This window comes from Marinococcus sp. LNSP9103-4 (genome assembly GCF_056034345.1).
In genome coordinates this window covers 21,848-46,539 of record NZ_JBQLIA010000013.1, presented here as the reverse complement: position 1 = coordinate 46,539, position 24,692 = coordinate 21,848, and the positions used below count along the sequence as shown (strand labels likewise).

Genomic DNA, 24,692 nt, shown 5'->3' with positions numbered 1-24,692 from the left:
GGGAGGAAAAGAAATGAAGAAGCTCATTAATGGTGTGGATCAGATTGTTTCTGAAATGGTGGAAGGATTGGTGGCCGCTCATCCTGATAAACTCCGGGCGATTGAAAACACAAATGTCATTGTGCGGGCAGATGCTCCGGTCAAGGGCAAGGTGGCGCTGATCAGCGGCGGGGGCAGCGGACACGAGCCTGCTCATGCCGGATACGTCGGGGAAGGGCTCCTCGATGCGGCAGTGAGCGGGGAAGTATTCACCTCTCCGACACCTGACCAGGTGCTTGAAGCGATTAAAGCTGTCGACAGCGGCTCCGGAGTTCTTTTGATCGTCAAGAACTACAGCGGGGATGTCATGAACTTTGATATGGCGGCCGATCTCGCAGAAGCAGAAGATATTACGGTCAAACAGGTCGTTATACGGGACGACGTAGCGATTGCCAATCCGGAGGACCGCCGCGGTGTAGCAGGAACGACCCTTGTGCATATGATTGCAGGGGCAGCAGCGGCTGAGGGAAAAAGCCTGGACGAGGTGGAAGCAATTGCCCAGGGCGTGGCTGACAATGTGCGTTCGATGGGAGTCTCCCTTTCTCCGTGTACCGTTCCGGCCTCCGGCAAACCCGGCTTCACACTCGATGAGAACGAGATGGAAATCGGGACCGGCATTCACGGCGAGCAGGGCGTAGAGCGGCGCGAACTGATGCAGGCAGACGCCGTAACGGAAGAACTGGTTCAGCACGTGCTCGATGATATGCACCTAAATGATGGCAGCGAAGTAGCGTTAATGATCAACGGCCAAGGAGCGACGCCTTTAATGGAGCTTTATATTGTGGCAAGAAAGGCTATTCAGCTGTTGAAAGACCGTGGTATTCACGTAAAGAAAACCTTTGTAGGAGAATATATGACGTCGCTTGAAATGACAGGATGCTCGGTAACGATTTTAAACCTGGATGAAGAACGGAAACAACTGTTACTATCCGGCAGGGAGTGAAGCTTTCATGGAACTAAGCGCAGCAGTAATGAAGCAATGGGCACTACGAATCAATGCAAAAATGCAGGAGCATAAGGACAAGCTTTCCGAGCTGGATCAGGCCATCGGAGACGGAGATCACGGGCATAATATGGCCCGCGGCTTTCAGGAAGTAGCCAAGAAAGTGGAAGACGCTTCCTACGAGGACATTGGCGCATTGTATAAAGATGTGGCTTCTACACTCATTTCGAAGGTGGGAGGAGCGTCGGGGCCATTATATGGTACGGCATTTCTTAAAGCCGCCAATGCATGGAAGGGTAAAGACGTGCTTGACAGCGCAGCGTTGGTCGAAGGCATCGAGGCCGCCGTCGGCGGTATCGAAACGAGAGGCAAGGCTTCCCTCGGGGATAAGACAATGCTCGACGTATGGATTCCTGTGCGGGATGAAATGAAGGAGCACGGCGCAGACGCAGAGAAGGCTGCCAAAACGGCTGCAAACGAAGCAGAAGCTACCATCGACCGAATTGCTAAAAAAGGAAGGGCTTCCTATTTAGGCGAGCGTTCGAAGGGGCATATGGACCCTGGAGCCTTTTCCTCGCAGCTCGTTTTTGAAGCGTTGGCAGAAGTGTGCAAAGAGGGGGCCTCTTAATGGCTAAAGTCAGCATCATTGTTATTTCGCACAGTAAAGAGCTCGCCGACGGCATCGTGGATCTCGTATCTCAGACGAAGCAGGAGGATGTTGCAATCGCTGCAGCCGGAGGAACTGAAGACGGAGAAATCGGCACAAGTGTAGACCGGATCACCGGCGCTGTGGAATCGGTTACGACAGAAGAGGGCGTGCTGCTTTTGTTTGACATTGGCAGTGCACTAATGAATGCGGAAATGGCTCTTGAAATGCTGCCGGAGCTCGAAGGCCGTATTACAATAGCTGATGCCCCGCTTGTGGAAGGAGCGTACATCGCTGCGGTCGAAGCAGGGATGGGAAAAACGCTTGAAGAAGTAAAAAAAGCAGCAGAATCGGCAAAGGAATGGAAAAAAATCGAGAATTAATGAATAAACCCTGCAGCCGTAAGCCTGGCTGCAGGGTTTTCGTTGATATAGAGTTTTATACAAAAATTTGAAATGCCCGGAGGCTCCAGGACTCCGGGCATTTCCATTTATGAGCTTGTTTTTGGTCTTGCATTTTTATAATAGGAGCCCTGCGAGGTTTTTTCTTTTTCGGCAGAAGGTGTTTTCGACGCGCGAGCTAGTAACACGTAGCTGAGTACTGCTGCAGCGTCTGCTCCAAAAATCACAATTCCCATTGGGACCGCTGTATGCTCTCCGGCGATGCCAACCAGCGGGGCCGAAGCCGCTCCGAATAAAAATGGAAGCAGCCCGATTAATGCAGCAGCGCTGCCGGCCCGGTGGCCCTGTTCTTCCATCGCAAGAGAGAACGAAGCTGTATTTACAAGCCCGAGGCTTGAAACGACGAAAAACATTGGAATGACGATAGCGGCAAGCGGTGCCTGAATCACGGTCATTGTTAATAGGACGGAGCTTGAAATGAGGGTCAGCCCGAGTCCGAAGGTGAGTATTTTTCGTTCCGGTACAATGCCGGCGAGCCGGCCGGTAGTCTGCGATCCGATAATAATGCCGATTCCGTTAAGCGCGAATAAAAAGCCGAATGTTTGCGGCGAAGCTCCGTAAATGCCTTGATAAACAAACGGCGTGCCGGAAACATATGCAAAGATGCCGGCCATTTTCAATCCCTGGGCAAGGGCGAAGCCCATAAACGAACGGTCCTTTAATAAGCTCCCAAAGGTACGTACGGTTTCTTTTATATCGCTGTCGGAACGATTAGTTTCCGGGAGGGTTTCCGGAAGCAGGGATAAAACAATAATAAAGATAATAATCCCTATCCCGCTTAGTACGGCAAAGACGCCGTTCCATGTCGTAAAGTTAAGAATGGCTCCGCCAAGCACTGGAGCAAGTATTGGCGCAAGGCCGTTTACAAGCATCAACAGGGAAAAGAATTTTGTCATTTCTTTCCCGGAATACATGTCCCGGACAATTGCCCGGGAAATAACGATGCCGGCCGAAGCTGAAAATCCCTGCAGAAAACGGCAGGCAATCAGAATCCAGATGGTCGGGGCAAATATACATAAAATAGAAGCGGCAATATAAATAAATAAGAAAACGGATAGCGGTTTTTTTCTTCCATTCACGTCGCTCATAGGACCGACGATTAATTGGCCAAAGGCGAGGCCGAGCAGGCAGGCTGTTAAACTAAGCTGCACAAGTGACGCACTTGTATCAAGATCCTGTGCTATAGAAGGGAAGCTGGGTAAATACATGTCAATAGTCAAAGCACCAAATGCAGCCAGTGAGCCCAGCAGAATAGCCAGGCCGAGCCGTTTTTTAGACGATACCGCCTGTGTGGAACTCATGATAAAATCTACTCCCTTGTTAAATGATTTATGTATTATAGGACACGTCTGTTTTTTGCACACAAGAGAGGATTCTAACATAGGGCATATAAAAAGAAAAGCCCGTTTTTAAGACGGACTTTTCCCGGATTTTGTTTCCATAGCCGCAAACAGCAGATGCCAGCATTCTGCAGCAAGAGCGAAAAAAATAATAATAAGCGCTCCGGCCCATTCCTGAAAAAAGGCTACAGCAATAATTACGTACCACGAGCATCGAAGCAGGTGCTGAAGCGGAGGCATCCATAAAAAGCACAGCGGCCGGAAGAGAAGAAAAAATGCAAAGCTGAACAGGAAAAATACATATTCCTGAGTCAAGTCTACGGCAAATACAGCACTTAACCCTTCATTTATTAAGGAAAAAAAGGAAAGATTCATCACCTTCCGCTACTCCTCAGTATCTGCAGGAAAGCGGACGCCGATCTGTGCACGTATTTCATCAAGCACCTGCAGTACTTGAATGGAGCGTTCGATAGGAATGTGCCGCACATCTTCATCGGCGCACAGCTGAATAAAGGCCTGTATTTCGTGAACCATGGAGTCCTCCTGATTGTTTTCCCAGAGGATAGTCGTTTCATCTTTTTTTGTAAGGGTCACCCGGTGCATATGGTTAATATGGTCGATGGTGATCGTGCCGTCTTCGCCCTGCAGCTCCACCGGCTGGGTGGAAGCAGAAATTTTTGAATAGCTGACAACAGCCTGGGCTTCGGGATAGCCTAAAAGAGCGGCAGCCTGACCGTCGGCTCCGGTTTCAAGCAGATAGCCGTGCGCCTGTACTGTATGCGGCATGCCTAGGAGTTCAAGGGCGGGGTGGAGGCAGTAGGTGCCAATATCCATTGAGGCCCCGTTGGAAAGCTCAGGCTTAAAAGCGTTGAGCACAGTGCCTTCGCGGTAGGCGTCGTAACGGCTTGAATACTGACAATAGGAGATCGATGCCCGGCGGAGTTTTCCGATTTCGTCAAGGTGGTTCAAAACAGTCTCCCAGGCCGGGAAATACATGTTTTTGATCGCTTCCATAATAGTGACACCGTATTCTGAAGCAGCGGCAAGAAGCCGCTTTGCCTCTTCCGCATTAGAGCACATCGGCTTTTCACAGATGATGTGCTTGCCGTGCTGGATACCAGCCATAGCTATGGAAAAGTGATATCTCGTAGGGCTTGCAATATACAGCGCTTCAACGTTTGTGTCCCGGCAAAGCTCTTCTAAATCATCGTAAGCCGAAGGCGCATCGTACTGATCCGCAAGCGTTTGGGCACGCTCCATATTCCGCGAATATACCGCCTGCAGCTGAAATTCTTCAAGCGAACTGCCGGCCTGAATGAACGCTTCGGTGATCCAGTTTGTTCCCACGGTGGCAAAATTCATTATGTTAAACCTCCTTAAATGTCAGCTGATCCTAAGAGCTTCCTTTTCTTTTCCGGTTCGTCCGTGTTTTTGCTTCCGCCTTTGGGATGGAAGCCCGCCGTTTTCGTTCTTCAAAAAAGAGAAAAAACTGGTCGTATGCCTCCACAGCAGCTGCAAAGCCAAGAATGAAGAAAATGGATCCGGCTTCCTGCAGCAGAACATAACCGAGAGCTGCGTACCACAGCATTTTTAACAGCCGGGCCGCTGCCGGCTTCCATAAAAAAAAGATAGGACGCAGTAAAAGATACAATAAAATAGCGAGAACAAATACAGCGATATTTTCGCTGAAGGTGCCTGGCACCCGGGAAATAATTTGATCGATGATTTGTCCGAATTCTGCTAAGCGTTCTTCCATTGGCTGCAGCTCCTTTAAGTGATGTAGATACAAATATTCATAACTGTATCGTAGCGGTTTTAGCTTCAAATGAACAGCCTTGAATCAAAAAAGTACAAATGATAAAAGCTCTCTTCCTGAAAAAGAAGAGAGCGTGAAATCAAAGATACATAAAAGTAAATTACGGACGGATAGGCCTCAGGTCTTCATTTTCCTGCAGGGAACAAATGTATTCCACCAACAGCTCGATAACATTTTCGATATCGTCCATGCTGGCTGTCTCCACAGGGGCGTGCATGTACCGTAGTGGAAGAGATACATTAACGCTTGGAATACCGTTGCCAGCGAGACGAAGCCGGTCAGCGTCAGTACCGGTCACCCGCGGAGTGAGCTCGTATTGCACGGAGAGGCCGGCTTTTTTGGCTGCCTGCTCCAGTCCTTCATTAGCTGGCGGGTGAATCGGAGCCCCTTTGGCAAGGACGGGTCCGCCGCCGAGTGTTACTTCTGTTTCCTGATTCGGATTGGACCCGGGGTAATCATAAGCAAATGTAACGTCGAGGGCAATTGCTAAATCTGGACGGAGGCCGGCGCCGGCAAAATGAGCCCCGCCCATGTTTGTTTCTTCGTTCACCGTGCTCACGCCATAGACGCCCACCGCCGGGCGTTTGTTCTGCAGCCGGCGCAGAACTTCTGCAGTAATAAAGGCACCTGTCCGGTTGTCGAGTCCCCGTCCGCTGAAACGGTTGTTTAACAGCTTTTCGGGCGTGCGCTCATAAACGCCGGCATCGCCGATGGAAAGATACTTCTCCATTTCTTCTTTGCTATTAGCTCCAAAATCTATGTACAAATCGGAAAAGGCGAAATCTTTTTTACTGCCGCCCTTGTGTTCCGCATTGACGCCCGTAACGCCGGTGATAGGTCCCTGCCTGCCCTGAAAGGTCACTTTCATTCCCAGTGCAGGGGCCTGGCTGATGCCGCCGAGCTTTTCCACCCTTACGAAGCCGCTGCTGTCGATAGACTTTACAAGAAAGCCGATTTCGTCACAGTGACCGGCTAAAAGCACATGAAACGGGGCTTCCGGATTGATGGTGCCCCAGGCATTGCCTATCGTGTCTGTGTGAACTTCATCCGCATACGGAGAGACGTACTGAAGCCACTTACGCTGAATAGCCATTTCGTGGCCGGATGGAGAGGGAGTTTGGAGCAGGTCGTATAAAAACTGTTCAGATGTTTCCTTCATAAGTTCTCCTCCTTGAAAATACAATTTATTACAGCATCCCGTTTTTCGGCTTTGCCGTCAACTCCTGTTCCTGAAGGAGTCGGGACCTACTTGTAGTGACCACCGATTTTTTCTGCGCGGGCAAGGGCCTGGCCGCCGGGAAGAAGCGATGAGGCCTGGAGCACAGCTGCCGGTCCGTACCGGTCTTTGAGGGCATCGATCGTTTTGTTTAAATCTTCCCGGTGCTCTTTTTCGGAAAACAAATCCAACTGCATAAATTGATTGCTTTCAAGCTGCTGCAGGCTGACGCTCAGTCCCCGGACCGGGTAGTGTGTCCAATGTTTACGAAACAGGGAGGCGGCGGCTTCGTAGATGGCTTTGCCGTCATTAATCGGCTCGGCCTGGGAGGCCTGCCGCTGAAAATGAACAGAATTTCCGTTATCATGTCCTTCGGCTCCTACGGTGACTGTCCAGCCGCTGTAGCCCTCCGCCCGGGCCCGGCGTCCGACCTCTTCGCTCAATTCGCGAAGCACGACGCTGATATCATCCCAGCTCGAATAATCACGGGGGAGGGTCATATGGTGGCCGACAGCCTTTCGATGCGTATGAGTGCCGGGAGAGACAGGAGAAGGGTCAATGCCGTGCGCTGTCTGCCATAGAAGCTCTCCGTTCAGCCCAAAGCGGTGCCGCAGCTCTTCCACAGGGTAGGCAGCGAGGTGGCCGGCTTTTCGAATCCCCATCTGCCGCAGGTGCTTTTCCATCCGGCGCCCGACTCCGAACAGATGATTTACAGGCAGAGGCCAAAGGGTGGAAGCCAGCTGTTCCTGCTTCAGAGTGAAAATCCCATCGGCCGATTTTTTGGCAAAATGGTCACAGGCCATTTTGGCGAGAACCTTGGTTGCTCCAATGCCGGTCCGGGGATAGACGCCGAACGCCCGAAGAAGATGCCTGTTGATGAACAGAGCCGCCTTCTCCGGCGTGGAAGCCGTATGTTTGTATGTATGCGTCATATCTGCAAACAGCTCGTCCACGCTGTAGGGTTCTATTTTATCAGTGTAAGCTTCAAGCGCTGTGGCAATTTGTACAGAAATTCTTAAATAAAGCTCCATGCGCGGAGGGATGACAACAAGCCCTGGGCACTTTTGCTGTGCTTCTCCAAGTGTTTCGGCTGTTTTCACTCCTTCGCGTTTAGCAATAGGGCAGGCAGCCAGAATCACCCCGCTCCGGATGGACGGATCTCCGGCTACAGCTGTTGGTTTATGCTGAAGGCTGGAATAATACAGCTTTTCAACGTTGGCGTAGAACGACTGCATGTCGATAAGGAAAATAACACGCTCCACGGCCCAGCCCTCCTTTGGTGAAACAATTGTTTCTTTCTATAGGGTATACCTCAAAATAAATATTTTAAACGAACAAACGTTCTTGTTTTTGATAAAAAAATCAGGCCCTGGTCCAGGGCCCGGCATATGCATTATGAAGAAGGAAGCCCCCTTTTTTGTACGAGGGTGTTATTAAATCGCTCGAGCAGCTGGGCAAATTGGTCGCGCTCTTCCTTGTCCCAGTCAGCCAACAGGCTGTCATACATATGAATCCGTTCCTGCTTCAGCGTATTGATTGCCTCAATCCCTTCGTTCGTAATAAAAATCTGGTTGACCCGTTTGTCGTGATGATCCGGGCGGCGGGAGACAAAACCTTTTTTCTCCAGCGAGTGAATCTGACGACTGAGCGTCGAAATATCGAGGAGAAAGTGATCAGCTAGCTCACGTGCAGAACGGGGGCTCTGCTGGTGCAGTACCTGAAGGATCAAATATGCGGAACGGTCCAGGCTGCTTGCCTGACTGTCAAGCGTCCGTTTAAAATCCGCCCGGCGCATTAACGTTACCACGCCAGTTTCAATTAGTTCGAGCATTTCCTTATCATGTTCGTTCATCGGGGCCCCTCCAATTCCAATCGTTCTTTTTCTCTATTGTAATATAGATCAGGACCGAAAAAAGAGATAAGCGTAAAACGATATATATATAACGAAAATGACGTACGTTTTTTCCTAGTCCGCTCGCTGCATAGCCCTTCTTTCAGCGTATTCAAGGCATTTTTCGCAGACAAAGACTTTTTCATCCTGTTTTGTGAAGTACGGGCGCATGTAAGAAGTTTTTGATCTGCAGTAGTAGCAGCGTTTTGAGAAAGAGAGGCTTTTTATCCATTGCTTCAGCAATAAAATTCCCTCCTTTTGTATTAGGATGTATGTTTACGATAAGAGAAAGGGAAGGTGAATGCGAACGATTTGCTTATAAAAAGCAAAAAGCGGCCACTCTGCTTTTATATGAATTTATATAATTATTCAATAAAATAATACTTTAATTTATGAATGAAAACTTTCATTTTCGGGAAAGAAACTGTAAATGAAGACTAATAAGAAGGTGATCAGTGTGGCAAAAAGATTAGACCGTGAACAATGGAGCGTATTTCAAAGCGAGCTCTATCAGACGAATACGACTGTCGTAGTGACAGATGATTTAATATTAATCACAGATCCTACATGGCTTCCAGCCGAAATTGAGGAAATAAGGAATTTTGTCGAAGAACGAAAAAAGGGCCAGCCGGTATATCTGCTGCTGACTCATTCGGATTTCGATCACATTATCGGAGCCGGCGCTTTCCCGGAAGCAACTATCATTGCTTCCCGTGGATTTAATGCCAGGTCGGATAAAGAAGAAATTGTGCAGGAAATGAAAGAATTTGACAGTGCATACTATATTCAACGCAGCTATGAAGCCATGTATCCGAAACCGGATATCATTGTTGACTCGGATGAGCAGGTGCTTACAGAAGGAGAAACTAAAATTACGTTCTACCTGGCGCCGGGTCATACCGTGGATGGACTGGCGGCGGTCGTAGAGCCGCTCGGTCTTTGTATCGCCGGGGACTATTTAAGCAATGTAGAGATCCCGATTATTGAATATAACAGCGAGTCCTACCAGTTTACGTTAAAGAAGCTGGATGAGCTATGGAAAGACGGCAAATACAATACCGTGGTCCCGGGACATGGCCTGGTTGCTTCGAAGCCGGAAGAAATAGAGAAGCGTCTCCGGGATTCAGAATGGTATATTGAAAATACGAAAAAATCGTTGGAAGATCCATATGTGGAGAGCGCCATTTTTGCATTTATTGACCGTCATAAATTTGAAGCACCGTTAAAGCATGTCCACGAAGAGAATAAAGAACAATTAAAAACGGAAAGATAGAAAACTGGCTGCTCTGTAGAAGGGCAGCCAGTTTTTGATTTCATATTTCTCATTCGGAGGATTCGGTTTGGTTACGCGGAAGAATTAAAACCTCCACGCGTCTGTTCTGGGCACGGCCCTCTTCGGTATCATTCGAAGCAACCGGCTCAAACTCGCCGAACCCTTTGGCACTGAAATCTCTTGGATCGAGGTCAGGATTTTCGAGCACAATTTCCATGAAATGGACCGCCCGCATGACACTGAGCTCCCAGTTTGTGCTGAAGTCCGCATTCGCGATAGGGGTGTCATCCGTATGGCCGCTGATAATAATGTTGCGAGGGGGGTTTAATACAAGCAGCTCGGACATATCCTCAGCCGTTTCAAGAGCTTCTTCGCGTATTTCAGCTTCACCAACATTGAATAAAATATTGTCTTTGATGGAAAGGAGCAGGCCATCATCGGAGAGGCGGGTCGTAAACTGGCCTTCAAGTCCCCGTTCATCAATAAAGCCTTCCACTCTTTCCTGAAGCTCGGCAAGTTCGTTTTGGTCTTCAGCCTCTTCGATTGCTGTCGGAGGGCTTTCATCGATATTATCTTCGGCATTCAGCTCTTCGACAGAGCTTCCGGATTCATTAATGCCGCTTCCGCCAGTGAAAACCGAGTTAAAGGAATCGGAGATCTGATCAAATTTCCGGGCATCCACTTCACTTGATGCAAACAACACAATAAACAGCGCAAGCAGCAGGGTTAAGAGGTCTGCGTATGGGAGTAGCCACGCTTCACTGACGTGCTCTTCCTCGTCTTTTTTCCGCTGCCGCCGCCTAGCCATTTTCGGTACCTTCTTTCCATTCGGTTTCCTGGGCTTCCTCCATAATCTTTTCGCGATCCTTCGCCGGAACGTACATTAGAAGCTTTTGTTCAATCGTTTTTGGGGGCTGGCCCTCCTGAACCGATAATACACCTTCAATCATGACACTGCGGACATGGATTTCGTGCTTGGATTTGCGCTTGAGTTTATTGGCAAAAGGATGCCAGAGTACGTAGCCGGTGAAAATACCCAGAAGGGTGGCTACGAAGGCAGCACTGATTGCTTCTCCGAGTTTATCAATGTCAGACATGTCGGCAAGCGCCGCAATGAGACCGACCACAGCGCCCAGGACACCGAGTGTAGGGGCGTAGGTTCCTGCCTGGGTAAAAATAGAAACGCCTGTTTGATGACGGGATTCAATGGCTTCGAGCTCTTCGCTCATAATGTCACGGATAAAGTCCGAATTCTGTCCGTCCACCGCCATTGTCATACCATTGCGGAGAAAGGGATCCTGAATGTCCTGTACGTCGCCTTCAAGAGCCAGAAGGCCTTCCTTTCTTGCCGTCTGTGCCCAGCTGGAGAACATGGGAACAAGCTGCGCGACGCTCCATTCATTTTGGTTTTTAAATAAAACACCGAAAAGCTTCGGGACGTTTTTTAATTCGTTACCAGGGAAAGCAATTACTACAGTGGCGATCGTGCCTCCAAAAATAATTAATAGAGCGGCCGGGTTCAGCAAAGAGATAAGCTCCATCCCTTTTATGGCGATACCGCTCATGATAGCTGCGAATGCTATTATAATACCGATGATTGATGCCTTATCCATACGTATCAATCCTTTTATGTTTGATTCTATTGTTTATATCGGCGCTTGAGATGCTAACATAAAGACGGATGGAAAAATTCTTAAGGAAGTAAGGAATAATTAACTAGGCAGACGGTCTCGTAAATACGAAAGCATGAAGACCGCCTTGAATGGCAGAGAAAGGATGCGCATGATGAAAAAATGGATGATCGTTGCAGGAATGTCAGGGCTTTTGGTCAGCGCTGGCTGTGCAAATAACGGGAACGGAGACAGCGGGAGTGACGAAGCTGAAGAAAATTCTTCGGACGCTCCTGAGGAAAGTAACGAAGAGAGTCAGGAAGAAACAGAGAGCGATGCAGAAGAGGAGACAGAGCAGGCAGAGAATGACGAACAGTCAGATGTAGGAGAGGAGCCACCTGAGAGAGGAGAAGAGGGGGATTTGGAGAATCCCTCGGCTACAGACGCATTAATTAACCGGGAATACCACCTGCCGTCAGATTATGAGCCGGAAAACTTAGTAATACCGGATGTGGCTTTTCCATTTGAGGGAGAACCCCAGAAAAAGTATATGAGAGAGGAAGCCGCAGCGCAGCTTGAAAGCATGTTCGCGGAGGCTGAAGAAGAGGAAATTGAGCTTTCGGCTGTGTCGGGATACCGTTCGTATGACCGCCAGGAAAGTATATTTGCGGCCAACGCGGAAGAAGACGGGGAGGAGGAAGCGAACAAATATAGCGCAAGGGCCGGAGAAAGTGAGCATCAAAGCGGGCTGGCTATGGACGTGAGCACTTCATCCGTCGGCTATTCGTTAACGACAGATCTAGGTGACACAAAAGAAGGGGAGTGGCTTGAAGAAAATGCGCATGAGTATGGCTTTGTAATACGCTATCCGGAAGATAAAACGGATATTACCGGCTATCAGTATGAACCCTGGCACGTGCGATATGTAGGAGAGGATTTGGCCGAAACGCTTCACGAAAATGACTGGGTGCTGGAAGAGTATTACGGAGAAGAGCTTGAAGAAGAGTCATCAAACAGCGAAGAAGAAAAATAAAGCCGGGGTGTGCCCCCAGGCTTTATTTTTTAATCTTCATCAATTGTCGGCAGTTCGGTTTTTGCGATTTTTTCATCCAACGCTTCGTAATCGTAGTACGAAATAGTACGGTACAGCTCTTCGCGTGTCTGCATATCCTCAAGCATATCCTTTTGGGTGCCTTTGTCATGAATTTCCTGAAAAACCCGTTCGACTGCCTTGGCAGCGGCCCGCAGGGAAGTAACCGGATAGATGATCATATTAAATCCCCAGGATTCAAACTGATCAGCATGATAATACGGGGTGCGGCCAAACTCGGTCATGTTAGCAAGCAGCGGCGTGCTGGAGAGGCTTTTTCCGGCCAGTCGGAAATCCTCCTCTGCGGAGAGAGCTTCCGGAAAAATACCGTCTGCGCCCGCTTCCCGGTACAGGGCTGCCCGCTCCATAGCTGCTTCCATTCCCTCCACACCTTTGGCGTCGGTACGGGCAATAACGGCTAGCGTCGGAGCTACTTCTTTAATAACTTTAATCTTTTGAACCATTTCTTCAGCCGATACCAGTTTTTTGCCGTTTAAATGCCCGCATTTTTTCGGGAGGTCCTGATCTTCAATCTGGACGGCGGCCACACCGGCTTCGGTCATTTCCCGGGCGGTGCGTGCCACATCAAGCACTCCCCCAAAGCCGGTATCAATATCAACGAGCAGCGGGAGCTTTGCTGCGCGGACAATATCCCGGGCCCGTTCAGCAACTTCATGGGAATGAATGATGCCAAGATCCGGCAGGCCACGGCTCGCTGTATAGGCAGCGCCGGATAGATATAAAATGTCAAAGCCGGTGTTTCTGGCGATCAGTGCAGACATGCTGTCATGAACACCGGGAATCTTCACTGCCGGCTTCTGCGTAATACGGTCACGAAATAATTGGGCGAGTTCTTTTTGGGAAACAGGTTCTTCAGTTAACCAACTCAATGTATTTCCTCCTTTTAGTAAACCCAGTCTGACATAAAGTGATGAACAGGAGTTTCTGCCAGCCGGTCATGGTCGAGCATTTGTTCCAGAAGCAGGGAGGCCTGTTTCGGCGGAAAGTGAGCATTCAGATTCTGCCGGCATTTTTCGATAATCTGCGGCTTGGCCTCTTCCCGGCGGCGCTGGTGGCCAAGCGGGTATTCCACCTCTGCTGGAGCGGTGCTCGTGCCGTCCATAAAATGAACCTGCACCTGATTGGGAATGGAACGCTTAGATGGATCCAGGTAATCTTCAGTGTACTGTTTGTTTTCTTTCACGATCATTTTGTTCCGGAGCTGGTCAATCACCGGATTTGCAGCAGCGGAATCCTCATAGTGATCAGCGTCAAGCCGGCCGAAGATCAAGCCGACGGCTGTCATATACTGCAGGCAGTGATCCCGGTCTGCAGGGTTTTGCAGCGGGCCGGTTTTATCGATAATACGGATAGCAGCTTCGTGAGTAACAATGTCGATGCGTTCAATATCCTGCAGCCGTTCTTTTACATCCCGGTGCAGTTCAATAGCGGCTTCCACAGCGGTTTGGGCGTGGAATTCAGCCGGGAAGGAGACTTTGAACAGGACGTGCTCCATCACGTAGGCATCCATTTTTGGCACAGACAGCTCTTCTCCATTCATCATTACATCCTGAAAGCCCCAGCCTTTGGCAGAAAGAGCTGTAGCATATCCCATTTCGCCTTTGACAGCCATTAAAGCGAGGCGGACTCCGCGGCTCGTGGCATCACCGGCGGCCCAGGATTTACGGGAGCCGGCGTTAGGATAATGGCGGTACGTACGAAGACTGGAGTTATCCACCCAGGCGTTGGAAACCGCGTTGATCATCTCCTGTTTACTGCCGCCAAGCATATGGGTGACCACTGCTGTCGTAGCTACTTTAACGAGAAGCACGTGGTCGAGCCCGACCCGGTTAAAGCTGTGATTTAAAGCGATGCATCCTTGAATTTCATGGGCTTTCACCATGGCGGTTAAAACGTCGTTCATCGTTAGAGGCTCCCTGCCTTCTGCCACGCGCTGCCGGCTTAGATAGTCTGCGGTGGCAAGGATGCCCCCGAGATTATCTGAAGGGTGACCCCATTCTTTGGCAAGCCAGGTATCGTTATAATCGAGCCAGCGGATCGCGCAGCCAATATTAAAGGCAGCATGTACCGGGTCGAGTTCAAACTGGGTGCCTGGCATGCGGGCACCGTTTGGGACGATTGTGCCTGGAACAATAGGACCCAGATGCTTAGTGCACTCTGGATATCTTAATGCCAGAATCCCTGCCCCTAACGTATCCATTAATACATAGCGGGCAGTGTCATACGCCTCGCCGCTTGAGATTTCCTGATCGTATACATAGTGGGCAATATCGGTCAGTAAAGCATCTGTCTGCTGCATCGTCTGGTTCATCCTCATTTCCTCCTTTAGGTTAACGTAATGTCCCGCGGCCCGGTGTAATTGACTCTCGGACGGAACAAACGGTTATTGCTGTGCTGCTCGATCACGTGGGCCCCGAGTCCGGCTGCCCGCGATGCAAAAAAGATAGGCGTATACAGGTCAATGGGGATGCCGAGCAGATAATACACCGGCGCTGCATAATAGTCCAGGTTTGGATGCAGTCCTTTTTCTTCTGCAATAAGCTCTTCACCGCGTACGCACATATCATACAGGTCCATGCGATCCTGCTTTTCGGCGAGTCGGTGCAGCGATTTTTTCATCAACTGGGCGCGCGGGTCCATTTTTTTCATATATACCCTGTGGCCAAATCCCATGATCCGTTCTTTGTTGGACAGTTTTTCCCGGAAGAGTCGCTCGACTCCATCCGGGGTGCCGGCTTCCAGCAATAGATGCATAACGGCTTCGTTGGCTCCCCCATGCAAAGGACCTTTCAGAGAAGCTACCGCCCCCGTGAAGGCACCATACATATCGGCCTGGGTGGAAGCAATCACCCGGGCTGCAAAGGTAGAGTTCGGCATTTCATGCTCAATGTAAGCCACAAGAGACTGATCAAACACTTCGGTTTCCAATGCTGTAGGCGTTTTCCCGGTGAGCATGTGAAGCATATTGGCACTAAAAGACATTGAAGGGTCTGGAGAAATTAGCGGTTCATGCTGCTGTGTACGATAGCTGCCCGCCACAATGGCAGGTATAGCACCGAGCAGTTTAACTGCTTTTTCCTGGTTTGCTTCCGGGGAATGGTCATGCATATGCTTCTCGGAGCCGGCAAGCAGGGAAATGCCGGTACGGAGCATATCCATGGCGCTCATCGAAGCAGGAAATACTGAAAAGGAAGAAGTCAGAGATTCGGGCAGTTCGAGCTGTTGATAAAGGCGGTCCTGGAACGACTCCTTCTCTGCTGCGTTTGGAAGAGAGCCGTAAAGCAGCAAATAAGCAACATCCAAAAAATGACGGTTTTCTGCTAATTCAATCAGGTCGTATCCGCGTATAACAATTTGTTCCTGATCGACATCAAGATAGGAAATCGACGTCTCGGCGGCAATAATACCTTCGAGTCCGGGGCTGTACTCGTTCTCTGCAGACATAGTGGTGCCTCCTTTATTTTTAAAGCGTTTTCATAAACGGTTAAAAATATGAGCTGTTTCTTTGTATAATTGTATACAATTATTTGGAAAAAGGCAAAGCCCTTTTCGACACATTGCTAGAAAGAAGAAATATGAAATTCAAGCGTTTCTTTCGTAGAGGCTAAGCTTCTGCGAATATGGGCACGCATGTAATGCTCGGCCGCCGGGCCATCTTTTTGTTCGATAGCAGACAGGATTTTTTCGTGTTCAGATACTGGAGTGTCGATTGTATAATCAGGGTGCCGGTACCCGCTGAGTCGCCGGTATCTTTCAAGGCGGCTGTTCAGCTGGTTTAAAAACTGAACCGCCGTAGGCGAAGCGTGTTCATATAATAAATGATGGAAGCGGCTGCCATACGTAATGGAAGTGAATCGTTCATCTGCTTCAGCCATATGCAGAAGTGCTTCTTTCATAGCTGCTACAGCCTCAGAGGATGCCCGCATGGCAGCTTCTGAGGCCACAAGTCCTTCGAGCGCTTCCCGGACGGCAAAAATATCGACGGCTTCTTCAATGCTGAGCGCCTGGACTTCCATACGTCCATTCGCTTTTTTTACAATTAATCCTTCGAGCTCGAGACGGTAGAGCGCCTGACGGAGCGGCGTACGGCTTACTGCGATTTCTTCAGTTAACTGTTCCTCGCGAAGCGCCTGCCCTGGAGAATAATGAAATTCAATAATGTTTTGCTTTAAAGCCTCGTAAGCTAAATCGCTTACGGATACACGGCGTCTCTGCACAAGTCACCGCTCCCTTCGGTTTGATTTTGTCTATTATAGCAAAAAAGAGACCGGCACTGGGCCGATCTCTTTATTCAGTATTTTTCTCCGACTGTGGTGCGACCCGGAAGGCACGGAAGGTGTACATAAACATGGCAAGGGCGAACAGAGAAATCAGGGTCAGGGCGAGATAAACGTTAGAATAAATGGCACTGCTGCCTCCGGAAGCAAACGGGTTCAACGAAGTGGTTACGCCCTGAATTTCCAGCACAGCTCCAAAGATTGCGCTGCTGAAGGCTCCAGCCATAAAGTTCATCAGGTTGAACATGCCAATGCCGACGCCTGTTTCATTTTCTTTAAGAACAGAAGACAAAATATTGGCGGTCGAGCTCTGGATAAGAGGAAAGCCTATATAGGCGATGATTAGAACAACAGAGACAGCGACCGCGGAAACGCCGGCAAACCCGGAAAGCAGCATTGTTCCAAAAGCAATGAAAACCAGGGCGGCGATAACGACTACTTTTGGGCCGTGGCGGTCTGCAAGGTCGCCCCCAGTGCGTCCGAGAAAGCCGGCAAGTATTGCTCCCGGAAAGATAACAAGGCCGATCTGCGTAGTGGAAAGTTCATACAGCTCTCTGGTCATAAGCGGAATGATAAACAAAAGTCCGAACATGCTGCACACTCCGAGAAAGCTCGTCAAAATGGTGACGGTATAATATTTGTTTTTCAAAAGAGACGGGCGGATAAACGGATCATCCGCTTTCGCCGTCCGAACAGAGAAAACAGCCATAAAGACAATAAACATAAATAGAAAGATCCATTGAAGAGTAGTCACAAACAGTAAAATTCCGGCGATGGCTGCTCCGAAAAGCGCGGCTCCTAAATAATCGATAAACCCGGAGCGTTTTTCTTCATCCGGCAGCCATTTTCTGAGAAAAGGCAGGGCTAAAAGCGATAGAATAGAGAATAAAAACAAATAACGCCAGCTGAGCCATCCTCCGAGCAGCCCTCCAACAATTGGTCCCACGCCGGAAGCGAAGGCTACTGTAGAAGAAATCAGACCAAAGACGCGGCCTTTATCCTCCGGGAAAAAGCGGGCAGGTATCACAAAACCGAGTGCGGGAATGGTTGCTCCGCCTGCCGCCTGAAGCACCCGGGCGACGAGAAGCATGGCAAAGCTTTGAGAAAAAAGGCCGAGCGTTGCACCGGCGGCAAAAAGGATGATGCCAAAGGTAAGCAGAGCTTTAATGGAATAAAAGTCTGCTAATTTTCCATACATCAAGGCCCCGATAGCGTAGACCATAATGTACGAGGTAAGCACCCAGCTGACCTGGGAGGAAGGAATGCCGAAATACGACTGGATATCCGGAATGGCTACGTTAAACATGGTGCCGTTCATAACTGCAATGGTTAAAATCAAAGCTACCAGAAAAATAAGCTTCTTTTTCTGAGCCGGGCCGACGTGTAAAGACTCATTCGTCATAAAATTTCACGCTTTCTATTATTAGTTTCAGGGAAGTTGTTTTTGTATGGAACTATCATATATTAACTGAAACAAAACCTGGAAACAAATATAATGAACGAGGATGTCCAGACACTTCGACGAATCACAAAGTCGTCATTCTCGTCTTTAAGATTATGTGATAATATAAAGTGGTGGATTTGTGTATATGAAAAATTACTGGGAAGTGTATCTCAGCTGACTTTTACTGTGTTATGAAGACTTATTACATAGAGTACGGCTATAAATGGCAGGTCTGCACCGAGCAGAATATAGAAAAATTAGAATAGGAGAGTCTCACTGTGTATATAGATATAGATGGGATTAACGTGAACTACCATGTTTCTGGCGAAGGGGAGGATGTCGTCTTATTACATGGATGGGGCGCAAACATTCAAGCATTTGCCCCGGTGCATCAATTGCTGGAAAAGAACTTCCGGGTCTGGTCTATTGATTTTCCAGGCTTTGGTCAAAGCGGAGAGCCGCCCGAATCCTGGACGGTCGGTGACTACACTGAAATGCTGAAAAAATGGCTGCAGAAAACCGGTATAGAGAACCCGATTCTCATCGGTCACTCCTTCGGAGGCCGGGTTTCTATTAAGTACGCAGCGGCGGGCAATCCGGTGAAAAAAATTATTTTGGTGGACAGCGCGGGTGTTAAGCCAAAACGAAAGCTGAAATATTACGTAAAAGTATATACGTATAAAACCTTTAAAAAGCTGCTGAAGCTGCCGGGATTAAAAAATCGTGAGCAGGAAATTCTAAACAAAGTCAAAGGCCGGGTCGGATCGGCAGATTACCAAAATGTTTCCGGGGTGATGCAGCAGACTATGGTGAAGGTCGTCAATGAAGACCTGCAGCACCATTTTGAGCATGTTACGCCTCCAGTACTGCTCGTATGGGGAGAAAATGACGAGGCAACTCCTGTATCGGACGCCAGGATCATGGAGCAGAAAATGCCAAATGCGGGCCTTGTCGTGCTGCGCGGGGCCGGCCATTATTCGTACATTGACAATTTAAATGAGTTTTTAATCATCATTGATCACTTTTTAAGAAACGAAAATCAGGAGGCCGCACAGCATGATTAACACTATATTAGCAATTCTATACCTTGCGGCTTGGGCGTTTTACACGGTGCGCTTTACGAAACGGAGCACACATATGCTTCAGCAGAATTCCTACAAGAACGAGCGCTTCTGGGGATGGATTAAAGGGCACGCTTCGAGAGCATTTCCGCTCCGGAACACGATCGGCCTTGTAGCTGTCGTGCCGTTTCTTTTCGGAGCAGAAGCATTAGGGCTGATTATTGGCTTTCTTTATTTTCTTTTTATGGCCCTGACCATGCCGCAGCTGCAGGAGAAAAAGGCACTGGTAATCACGGCGCGGGTGAAGCGGTTGTTTATCACCATCAGTGTTCTTTTTGCGCTGTTTACTGCAGCAGGGCTTCTCCTGGGTAACACGGCTTTATTTTATACGTTTGGGTGGCTCGTGTTTTTAACAGTCATTGCGACGATTCTTACGTATTTTATTACAATGGGCGCAAACTATATTAATTATCCAATGGAACGGAAAATCAGTCAGCACTACGTCAATGATGCAGAACGAATTATTAAATCGATGCCGGATCTTGAAGTTATAGGCATCACGGGAAGCTACGGGAAAACAAGCACGAAGCATATGCTTGAAACAGTTCTTTCCTCTGAATTTAATACGCTCATGACACCGGAAAGCTACAATACACCGATGGGTGTGACGAAAACGATCCGTACGATGCTGAAGCCCTACCATGAAATCTTTATTGCTGAAATGGGCGCGAAAAGGCCGGGAGACATCGAAGAAATCTGTGACATTGTGCACCAGCGGTACGGCGTTTTAACGGCGGTAGGCGAGCAGCACCTCGAAACATTCAAAACGCTCGATAATATCAAAAAAACCAAATTTGAAATTGTCGAAACGCTTCCGCAGGAAGGTACTGCCTTTGTAAACAAAGACGATGAAAACATTATGAGCTACGAGCAGCAGAATCAATGCCGTACGATTTACTACGGCATCGATGCCGAAGATCTGCACTACCGGGCCAAAAATATTGGATACTCTTCCAAAGGAACGTCGTTTACCGTGGTAAAATACGACGGCACCACTGCAGAGATTCAGACTAAACTGCTCGGCCGCCATAATATTTATAATATTTTAGCTGCTGTGGCTATTGGATCTGAGAAGGGCATCTCGTTTGAAAAAATAGCGAGAGCGCTGCGGAAGGCACAGCCGGTGGAACACCGTCTGGAGCTTAAGAAAACGAACGGGAACATTACGATTGTTGATGACAGCTTTAACTCCAATCCGGTTGGCTCTAAGATGGCTATGGAAGTATTGAGTCATATGCCGGAATACAAAATTGCCATAACACCGGGAATGGTTGAGCTTGGGGAAAAAGAATACGAATTAAATAAAGCGCTCGGTACTTACATGGCAGATGCGTGTGATTTCATTATTTTGGTCGGGAAGAAACAGACTGTACCGCTTCAGGACGGATTAAAAGAAAAAAATTATCCGGAAGAGCAGCTGTACGTTGCCTCAGATCTTCAGGACGCTTTGGCAAAAATGAACGAAATTGCCACCCGGCCATCTGTGGTACTGCTTGAAAATGACCTTCCGGATTCATTCAACGAGTAAAGACATAGGGAGTGGAATAATATGAAAACGAGAATAGGAGTATTTTTCGGCGGCATTTCTGTCGAACACGAGGTTTCTGTCATTTCAGCTGTACAGGCTATGGAATCCATGGATGAAGACCGTTACGAAATTGTTCCGATTTATATCAATAAAGAACGAAAATGGTATACCGGCGATATTTTAAGGGACATTGAAGCCTACAAAGACATGCCGAAATTATTGAACGAGGCTCAGCAGGTGCTGATTACGTACGGAGAAGAAGACAATGTTGTCCTTCAGAAAAAGCCCGCACCTAAATTTGGTAAAAAAGAAGTGGCAGCCATTGATGTTGCTTTTCCAATTGTTCACGGAACGTTCGGCGAAGACGGAGCGCTTCAGGGGCTGTTTGAGCTTTACGGCCTGCCTTACGTCGGCTGCGACGTAGCCTCTTCGGCCGTAGGCATGGATAAGGTGATGATGAAACAGATTTTAAGAGACTCCCGTCTGCCAGTACTAAATGATGTCTGGTTCTACAGCAACCACTGGGCAGAGGATACCGAAAGTGTCATCGCTATGATTGAAGAAAGTGTGCACTATCCGGTAATTGTAAAACCGGCTAACCTTGGTTCAAGCGTCGGTATCGGCACAGCAAAAAATCGGGAAGAACTGGAGCAGGCGGTGGAAGAAGCCACTGAATTCGCAGGGAAAATTCTCGTGGAAAAAATGCTTGAAGGTATGACAGAGGTGAACTGCTCTGTTGTTGGCGACTATGAAGACGTAGAAGCATCAGTGATTGAAAAGGTGCTCAAAACAGATGAAATATTGAGCTATAAAGACAAATATCAGGGCGGTAAAAACGGTAGTTCATCCAAGGGGATGGAAGCGACAGACCGGGAAATCCCGGCGCCCATCACAGAGGAAAAAGCAGGCGAAGTACGGGAGCTGGCCAAGGATACGTTCCAAATTCTCGGCTGCAGCGGCGTCTCCCGAATCGATTTCCTGATTGAGGACAGCACCGAAACAGTATTTGTAAATGAAATCAATACGATCCCGGGCTCGCTTTCCTTCTATCTATGGGATCCGGCTGGGAAAAGCTACAGCGAATTGATTCACCAGTTAATTCAACTGGCATTAAAGCGGAAACGGGAAAGAGAAAGACTGACGTTTTCAATCGATTCCAACCTGTTTTCTCTTCAAAGCGGCCAGGGAAGTAAAGGCGCCACAAAAACAGGCTCTGCATCCAATCGACAATAATTGTTCAGCCGGCCTGTGACGACAGGCCGGCTTTTTATATACTGACAAAGCAAAATATAAAAATATCAAACTTTTTTGAATATAGTAATTTGGTTGCAAGAGAGGAAAAAATGCTTTAGAATACTTTATTGTAGCAATGAAAGAAAACTTTAATTCAGCTTACGGCCCGTTGGTCAAGTGGTTAAGACACCGCCCTTTCACGGCGGTAACACGGGTTCGAATCCCGTACGGGTCACCATACATAAAGCTGCTTTTGCCGAAAGGCATGTAGCGAGTTTTCCACGCGCCGGTCTAGCTCAATTGGTAGAGCAACTGACTTGTAATCAGTAGGTTGGGGGTTCAAGTCCTCTGGCCGGCACCACGTGGAGGGGTAGCGAAGTTGGCCAAACGCGGCGGACTGTAAATCCGCTCCTTCGGGTTCGGCGGTTCGAATCCGTCCCCCTCCACCATTAATACGAGCCATTAGCTCAGTTGGTAGAGCATCTGACTTTTAATCAGAGGGTCGGAGGTTCGAATCCTCCATGGCTCACCATTGTAATTATCCATGCTTTGAACTGCGGAAGTAGTTCAGTGGTAGAACACCACCTTGCCAAGGTGGGGGTCGCGGGTTCGAATCCCGTCTTCCGCTCCATTATTTGACGAGCAGGATAAGCAGTGATAGTATGAACAGTATTGATTTATATATAGATTATGCGGGTGTAGTTTAGTGGTAAAACCTCAGCCTTCCAAGCTGATGTCGTGGGTTCGATTCCCATCACCCGCTCCATTTTTGTTAAATCAAATATACTCAGGGGGCCTTAGCTCAGCTGGGAGAGCGCCTGCCTTGCACGCAGGAGGTCAGCGGTTCGATCCCGCTAGGCTCCACCAAACAACATGAACGCATTCAGCCTGAAGGGCTGTTTTTTTATGTCAATTTTAAGGCTTTTAACCCTTCGGGGGTGAATGTCTGAAAGAATCATGGTAGAATACGCGGGCATAGAAAAACTCTTATGCATTTACGACGAGTGCATAAGAGTTTTACGGGACATAAGCTCATATTTATTTAAAAGAACATCCAGTTCTTTACTTAAAGCCAGGACATCATCGGAAACCAGAGAAGCCGTATGAGTGGAAGTCAGTTGATGGAGTCTGTCTCTTGTTTGTTCTATTTCCTGCCGTAAATATTGTTGAGACAAACGTTCTTCACCTCCTATTTCGTTCATGTTTACATTATTACCCATTTTAACTCATTTTCAAAGGTATTTATGCCATATTTTCCAAAATGTGACTATGGTTCTAGAGGGTGCACAAATAGTAATATGGATAAAGATAGGAGATGAAAACCGTGTTACAATTGGATGAATTGAAAAAATTACCATAGTAAATATGTCTTAAGCAGCCGAAGGCTGTTGAATAAATGAAACGGATAGACTTATTGAACGTATGTATAGTCCCACGAGGTGGAGGTCGCCAAATGGATGCAACAGTGAAACGGCTAGTGAAAGAAGTGAAAAAAGACGGAGATCAGGAAGCTTTTCGGGAATTGGTTGATTTATATAAGGACAAGGTTTATCAAATCGCCTATCGGATGGTGGGCAATGCCTACGAAGCTCAGGATATGGCCCAGGAAGCATTTTTGAGAGCATATGCCAACATTGAGAGCTATGACGAAAAAAGAAAATTCTCCACCTGGCTTTTCCGTATTACGACAAATCTTTGCATCGATCGTCTCCGTAAGAAAAAGCCGGACTATTCCCTGGACGCAGAAATACCTGGGGCGGAAGGGCTCGATGGATATTCGCAGCTTTCTTCGCCGGACAAGCTGCCGGATGAACAGGTTGTGACAATGGAAATGCAGGAGTGGGTGCAGGAAGGGATATTGAAGCTGCCGCCGAAATACCGGACAGCTATCGTCCTTCGCTACATTGAAGATCTTTCCATTCAGGAAATCAGTGACATACTGGATCTTCCCGAAAATACGGTGAAAACGCATGTGCACAGGGGGCGCGAAGCTTTAAGAAAACATTTGGGAAACACGTGAATGAGGGGGGTGGGACCATGGCTTTAAACGAGCGGGAGGAAGAGTATATCCAGCGCTACATTGACGGCGATATGGATGAACGCGAAAAAGAAAAGTTCCATACGTACATCAAAAAAAATCCGGAATGCGCGCACCGTCTCCAGGAGTTGAAGCGGACAGTGACAATAGTGCAGGGAACGTCGCACGTTTGGGCTCCGGAGACTTTTACTGACAGCGTCATGAAAGAACTGCCTAAGAAAAGAAAACGGACAGCCTGGAAAACATGGTCCAGGCAGCATCCTGTGCTGGTTGCAGTTTCCATGTTTATTGTGCTGATGGCTTCAAGTGTGCTTTTTGCCTGGAATGATCAGGCGGGAGCTGAAATGACGGTCACTGGCGACCGGGCGAACGTAAATATTGATTACGATAACAATGCAGTAATCATACCGGAGGATGAAACAGTGCAGGGTGATTTAACCGTTCGAAACGGAGAGGTTGATGTGCACGGGAACGTAAATGGGGACCTTACGGTGATCAATGGGGAGCCGTACATGGCTTCGGCGGGCAGCGTTTCCGGCAATATTGAGGAAGTGGACCAGGTGCTTGAGTGGATCTGGTACCATACGAAACGAATAAGTCAGGAAGCCTGGCATATGGATGACGAAGAAGCGTCATAATACAGGCGTTTATAAAACAGCAGCAGGCTTTCGGCAGAGCGTGCTGCTGTTTGCATATTATTCCGGA

25 protein-coding genes and 7 tRNA genes are annotated in these 24,692 nt (G+C 48.3%); 17 read left to right on the top strand and 15 right to left on the bottom strand.

The genetic code is table 11. The features are described from left to right. Positions 1-13 precede the first annotated feature (13 nt). From dhaK to dhaM, 3 genes are read left to right on the top strand one after another with little or no spacing between them, the layout of a single operon-like run. Positions 14-982 carry a dihydroxyacetone kinase subunit DhaK gene (gene dhaK / locus ACTRXG_RS10290; RefSeq protein ID WP_474281254.1) on the top strand — a complete coding sequence of 323 codons (969 nt, stop codon included), beginning with the start codon at positions 14-16 and terminating at the stop codon, positions 980-982. 7 nt (positions 983-989) lie between these two features. Then, a complete protein-coding gene (gene dhaL, locus ACTRXG_RS10285) occupies positions 990-1,610 on the top strand; it encodes a dihydroxyacetone kinase subunit DhaL (protein ID WP_474284854.1) in 621 nt (206 codons plus the stop codon). After that, positions 1,610-2,011, top strand: a complete 402-nt coding sequence (gene dhaM, locus ACTRXG_RS10280; RefSeq protein ID WP_474260876.1) for a dihydroxyacetone kinase phosphoryl donor subunit DhaM — start codon at positions 1,610-1,612, stop codon at positions 2,009-2,011. Before dhaL ends, dhaM begins: the two co-directional genes overlap by 1 nt. A 107-nt stretch (positions 2,012-2,118) precedes the next feature. On the opposite strand, the gene ACTRXG_RS10275 is transcribed toward dhaM, so the two are convergent. The 7 genes from ACTRXG_RS10275 to ACTRXG_RS10245 all read right to left on the bottom strand — a co-directional run bounded on the left by ACTRXG_RS10275 (position 2,119) and on the right by ACTRXG_RS10245 (position 8,313). Next, complete coding sequence (locus tag ACTRXG_RS10275; protein ID WP_474284853.1) at positions 2,119-3,390, bottom strand: multidrug effflux MFS transporter; 1,272 nt, start codon at positions 3,388-3,390, stop codon at positions 2,119-2,121. Positions 3,391-3,498: 108 nt separating this feature from the next. Continuing rightward, positions 3,499-3,807, bottom strand: a complete 309-nt coding sequence (locus ACTRXG_RS10270) for a hypothetical protein (protein ID WP_474260879.1) — start codon at positions 3,805-3,807, stop codon at positions 3,499-3,501. Between the two features lie 6 nt (positions 3,808-3,813). Then, entirely contained in the window at positions 3,814-4,791 is a 978-nt protein-coding gene (locus tag ACTRXG_RS10265; protein ID WP_474284851.1) for a Gfo/Idh/MocA family protein, read from the bottom strand. Positions 4,792-4,822: 31 nt separating this feature from the next. Then, positions 4,823-5,185 carry a hypothetical protein gene (locus ACTRXG_RS10260; RefSeq protein WP_474281250.1) on the bottom strand — a complete coding sequence of 121 codons (363 nt, stop codon included), beginning with the start codon at positions 5,183-5,185 and terminating at the stop codon, positions 4,823-4,825. 160 nt (positions 5,186-5,345) lie between these two features. After that, positions 5,346-6,404 carry a M20/M25/M40 family metallo-hydrolase gene (locus ACTRXG_RS10255; protein ID WP_474284850.1) on the bottom strand — a complete coding sequence of 353 codons (1,059 nt, stop codon included), beginning with the start codon at positions 6,402-6,404 and terminating at the stop codon, positions 5,346-5,348. Between the two features lie 86 nt (positions 6,405-6,490). Beyond that, on the bottom strand, positions 6,491-7,723 hold the full coding sequence (locus ACTRXG_RS10250) for a DNA polymerase IV (protein ID WP_474284849.1): 1,233 nt from the start codon (positions 7,721-7,723) through the stop codon (positions 6,491-6,493). A gap of 131 nt (positions 7,724-7,854) precedes the next feature. Beyond that, complete coding sequence (locus ACTRXG_RS10245; protein ID WP_322526611.1) at positions 7,855-8,313, bottom strand: MarR family winged helix-turn-helix transcriptional regulator; 459 nt, start codon at positions 8,311-8,313, stop codon at positions 7,855-7,857. A 496-nt stretch (positions 8,314-8,809) separates the two neighbouring features. Between ACTRXG_RS10245 and ACTRXG_RS10240 the strand changes: the two genes are divergently transcribed. Beyond that, on the top strand, positions 8,810-9,625 hold the full coding sequence (locus ACTRXG_RS10240) for an MBL fold metallo-hydrolase (RefSeq protein ID WP_474284848.1): 816 nt from the start codon (positions 8,810-8,812) through the stop codon (positions 9,623-9,625). A 49-nt stretch (positions 9,626-9,674) separates the two neighbouring features. Here ACTRXG_RS10240 and motB read toward each other — a convergent pair whose 3' ends face one another. Continuing rightward, a complete protein-coding gene (motB, locus tag ACTRXG_RS10235; RefSeq protein ID WP_474284847.1) occupies positions 9,675-10,433 on the bottom strand; it encodes a flagellar motor protein MotB in 759 nt (252 codons plus the stop codon). Next, the gene (motA, locus tag ACTRXG_RS10230; protein ID WP_474284846.1) at positions 10,426-11,238 is read right to left on the bottom strand and encodes a flagellar motor stator protein MotA; all 813 of its coding nucleotides are present in this window, start codon (positions 11,236-11,238) and stop codon (positions 10,426-10,428) included. Before motA ends, motB begins: the two co-directional genes overlap by 8 nt. Before the next feature lie 169 nt (positions 11,239-11,407). Between motA and ACTRXG_RS10225 the strand changes: the two genes are divergently transcribed. Next, on the top strand, positions 11,408-12,268 hold the full coding sequence (locus ACTRXG_RS10225) for a M15 family metallopeptidase (RefSeq protein WP_474284845.1): 861 nt from the start codon (positions 11,408-11,410) through the stop codon (positions 12,266-12,268). A gap of 29 nt (positions 12,269-12,297) precedes the next feature. Here ACTRXG_RS10225 and prpB read toward each other — a convergent pair whose 3' ends face one another. From prpB to ACTRXG_RS10200, 5 genes are all read right to left on the bottom strand, one after another. Beyond that, a complete protein-coding gene (gene prpB / locus ACTRXG_RS10220; RefSeq protein ID WP_474284844.1) occupies positions 12,298-13,215 on the bottom strand; it encodes a methylisocitrate lyase in 918 nt (305 codons plus the stop codon). A 14-nt stretch (positions 13,216-13,229) separates the two neighbouring features. After that, positions 13,230-14,663 (bottom strand): bifunctional 2-methylcitrate dehydratase/aconitate hydratase, encoded by a 1,434-nt coding sequence (locus ACTRXG_RS10215; protein ID WP_474284843.1) that lies wholly within the window; start codon positions 14,661-14,663, stop codon positions 13,230-13,232. 8 nt (positions 14,664-14,671) lie between these two features. Beyond that, on the bottom strand, positions 14,672-15,790 hold the full coding sequence (mmgD, locus tag ACTRXG_RS10210; protein WP_474284842.1) for a citrate synthase: 1,119 nt from the start codon (positions 15,788-15,790) through the stop codon (positions 14,672-14,674). A gap of 116 nt (positions 15,791-15,906) precedes the next feature. Then, positions 15,907-16,563 carry a GntR family transcriptional regulator gene (locus ACTRXG_RS10205; protein ID WP_474284841.1) on the bottom strand — a complete coding sequence of 219 codons (657 nt, stop codon included), beginning with the start codon at positions 16,561-16,563 and terminating at the stop codon, positions 15,907-15,909. Between the two features lie 70 nt (positions 16,564-16,633). Continuing rightward, positions 16,634-18,025: an MFS transporter gene (locus tag ACTRXG_RS10200; protein WP_474284840.1), complete on the bottom strand. Its 1,392-nt coding sequence runs from the start codon at positions 18,023-18,025 to the stop codon at positions 16,634-16,636. 320 nt (positions 18,026-18,345) lie between these two features. Here ACTRXG_RS10200 and ACTRXG_RS10195 point away from each other — a divergent pair, with 320 nt between their 5' ends. The 10 genes from ACTRXG_RS10195 to ACTRXG_RS10150 all read left to right on the top strand — a co-directional run bounded on the left by ACTRXG_RS10195 (position 18,346) and on the right by ACTRXG_RS10150 (position 22,816). Then, the gene (locus ACTRXG_RS10195; protein WP_474284839.1) at positions 18,346-19,131 is read left to right on the top strand and encodes an alpha/beta fold hydrolase; all 786 of its coding nucleotides are present in this window, start codon (positions 18,346-18,348) and stop codon (positions 19,129-19,131) included. Further along, positions 19,124-20,716 carry a UDP-N-acetylmuramoyl-tripeptide--D-alanyl-D-alanine ligase gene (locus ACTRXG_RS10190; RefSeq protein ID WP_474284838.1) on the top strand — a complete coding sequence of 531 codons (1,593 nt, stop codon included), beginning with the start codon at positions 19,124-19,126 and terminating at the stop codon, positions 20,714-20,716. Before ACTRXG_RS10195 ends, ACTRXG_RS10190 begins: the two co-directional genes overlap by 8 nt. Before the next feature lie 21 nt (positions 20,717-20,737). Next, complete coding sequence (locus ACTRXG_RS10185; RefSeq protein ID WP_474284837.1) at positions 20,738-21,949, top strand: D-alanine--D-alanine ligase family protein; 1,212 nt, start codon at positions 20,738-20,740, stop codon at positions 21,947-21,949. A gap of 163 nt (positions 21,950-22,112) precedes the next feature. Beyond that, a tRNA-Glu gene (locus ACTRXG_RS10180) sits at positions 22,113-22,187 on the top strand. A 47-nt stretch (positions 22,188-22,234) separates the two neighbouring features. Beyond that, positions 22,235-22,310: transfer RNA gene (locus ACTRXG_RS10175), tRNA-Thr, on the top strand. Positions 22,311-22,313: 3 nt separating this feature from the next. Further along, positions 22,314-22,398 (top strand) — tRNA-Tyr (locus ACTRXG_RS10170). A gap of 7 nt (positions 22,399-22,405) precedes the next feature. Beyond that, positions 22,406-22,481 (top strand) — tRNA-Lys (locus ACTRXG_RS10165). 24 nt (positions 22,482-22,505) lie between these two features. Beyond that, a tRNA-Gly gene (locus ACTRXG_RS10160) sits at positions 22,506-22,580 on the top strand. A 61-nt stretch (positions 22,581-22,641) separates the two neighbouring features. Next, a tRNA-Gly gene (locus ACTRXG_RS10155) sits at positions 22,642-22,715 on the top strand. Between the two features lie 25 nt (positions 22,716-22,740). Next, positions 22,741-22,816 (top strand) — tRNA-Ala (locus ACTRXG_RS10150). Between the two features lie 128 nt (positions 22,817-22,944). On the opposite strand, the gene ACTRXG_RS10145 is transcribed toward ACTRXG_RS10150, so the two are convergent. After that, positions 22,945-23,124, bottom strand: a complete 180-nt coding sequence (locus ACTRXG_RS10145; RefSeq protein ID WP_474284836.1) for an aspartyl-phosphate phosphatase Spo0E family protein — start codon at positions 23,122-23,124, stop codon at positions 22,945-22,947. 278 nt (positions 23,125-23,402) lie between these two features. Here ACTRXG_RS10145 and sigW point away from each other — a divergent pair, with 278 nt between their 5' ends. Both sigW and ACTRXG_RS10135 read left to right on the top strand, forming a co-directional pair. After that, positions 23,403-23,969, top strand: a complete 567-nt coding sequence (gene sigW, locus ACTRXG_RS10140) for an RNA polymerase sigma factor SigW (protein ID WP_474260897.1) — start codon at positions 23,403-23,405, stop codon at positions 23,967-23,969. A gap of 17 nt (positions 23,970-23,986) precedes the next feature. Then, positions 23,987-24,625, top strand: coding sequence for an anti-sigma factor (locus tag ACTRXG_RS10135; RefSeq protein WP_474284835.1), 639 nt, complete (start codon positions 23,987-23,989; stop codon positions 24,623-24,625). Positions 24,626-24,692 lie beyond the last annotated feature (67 nt).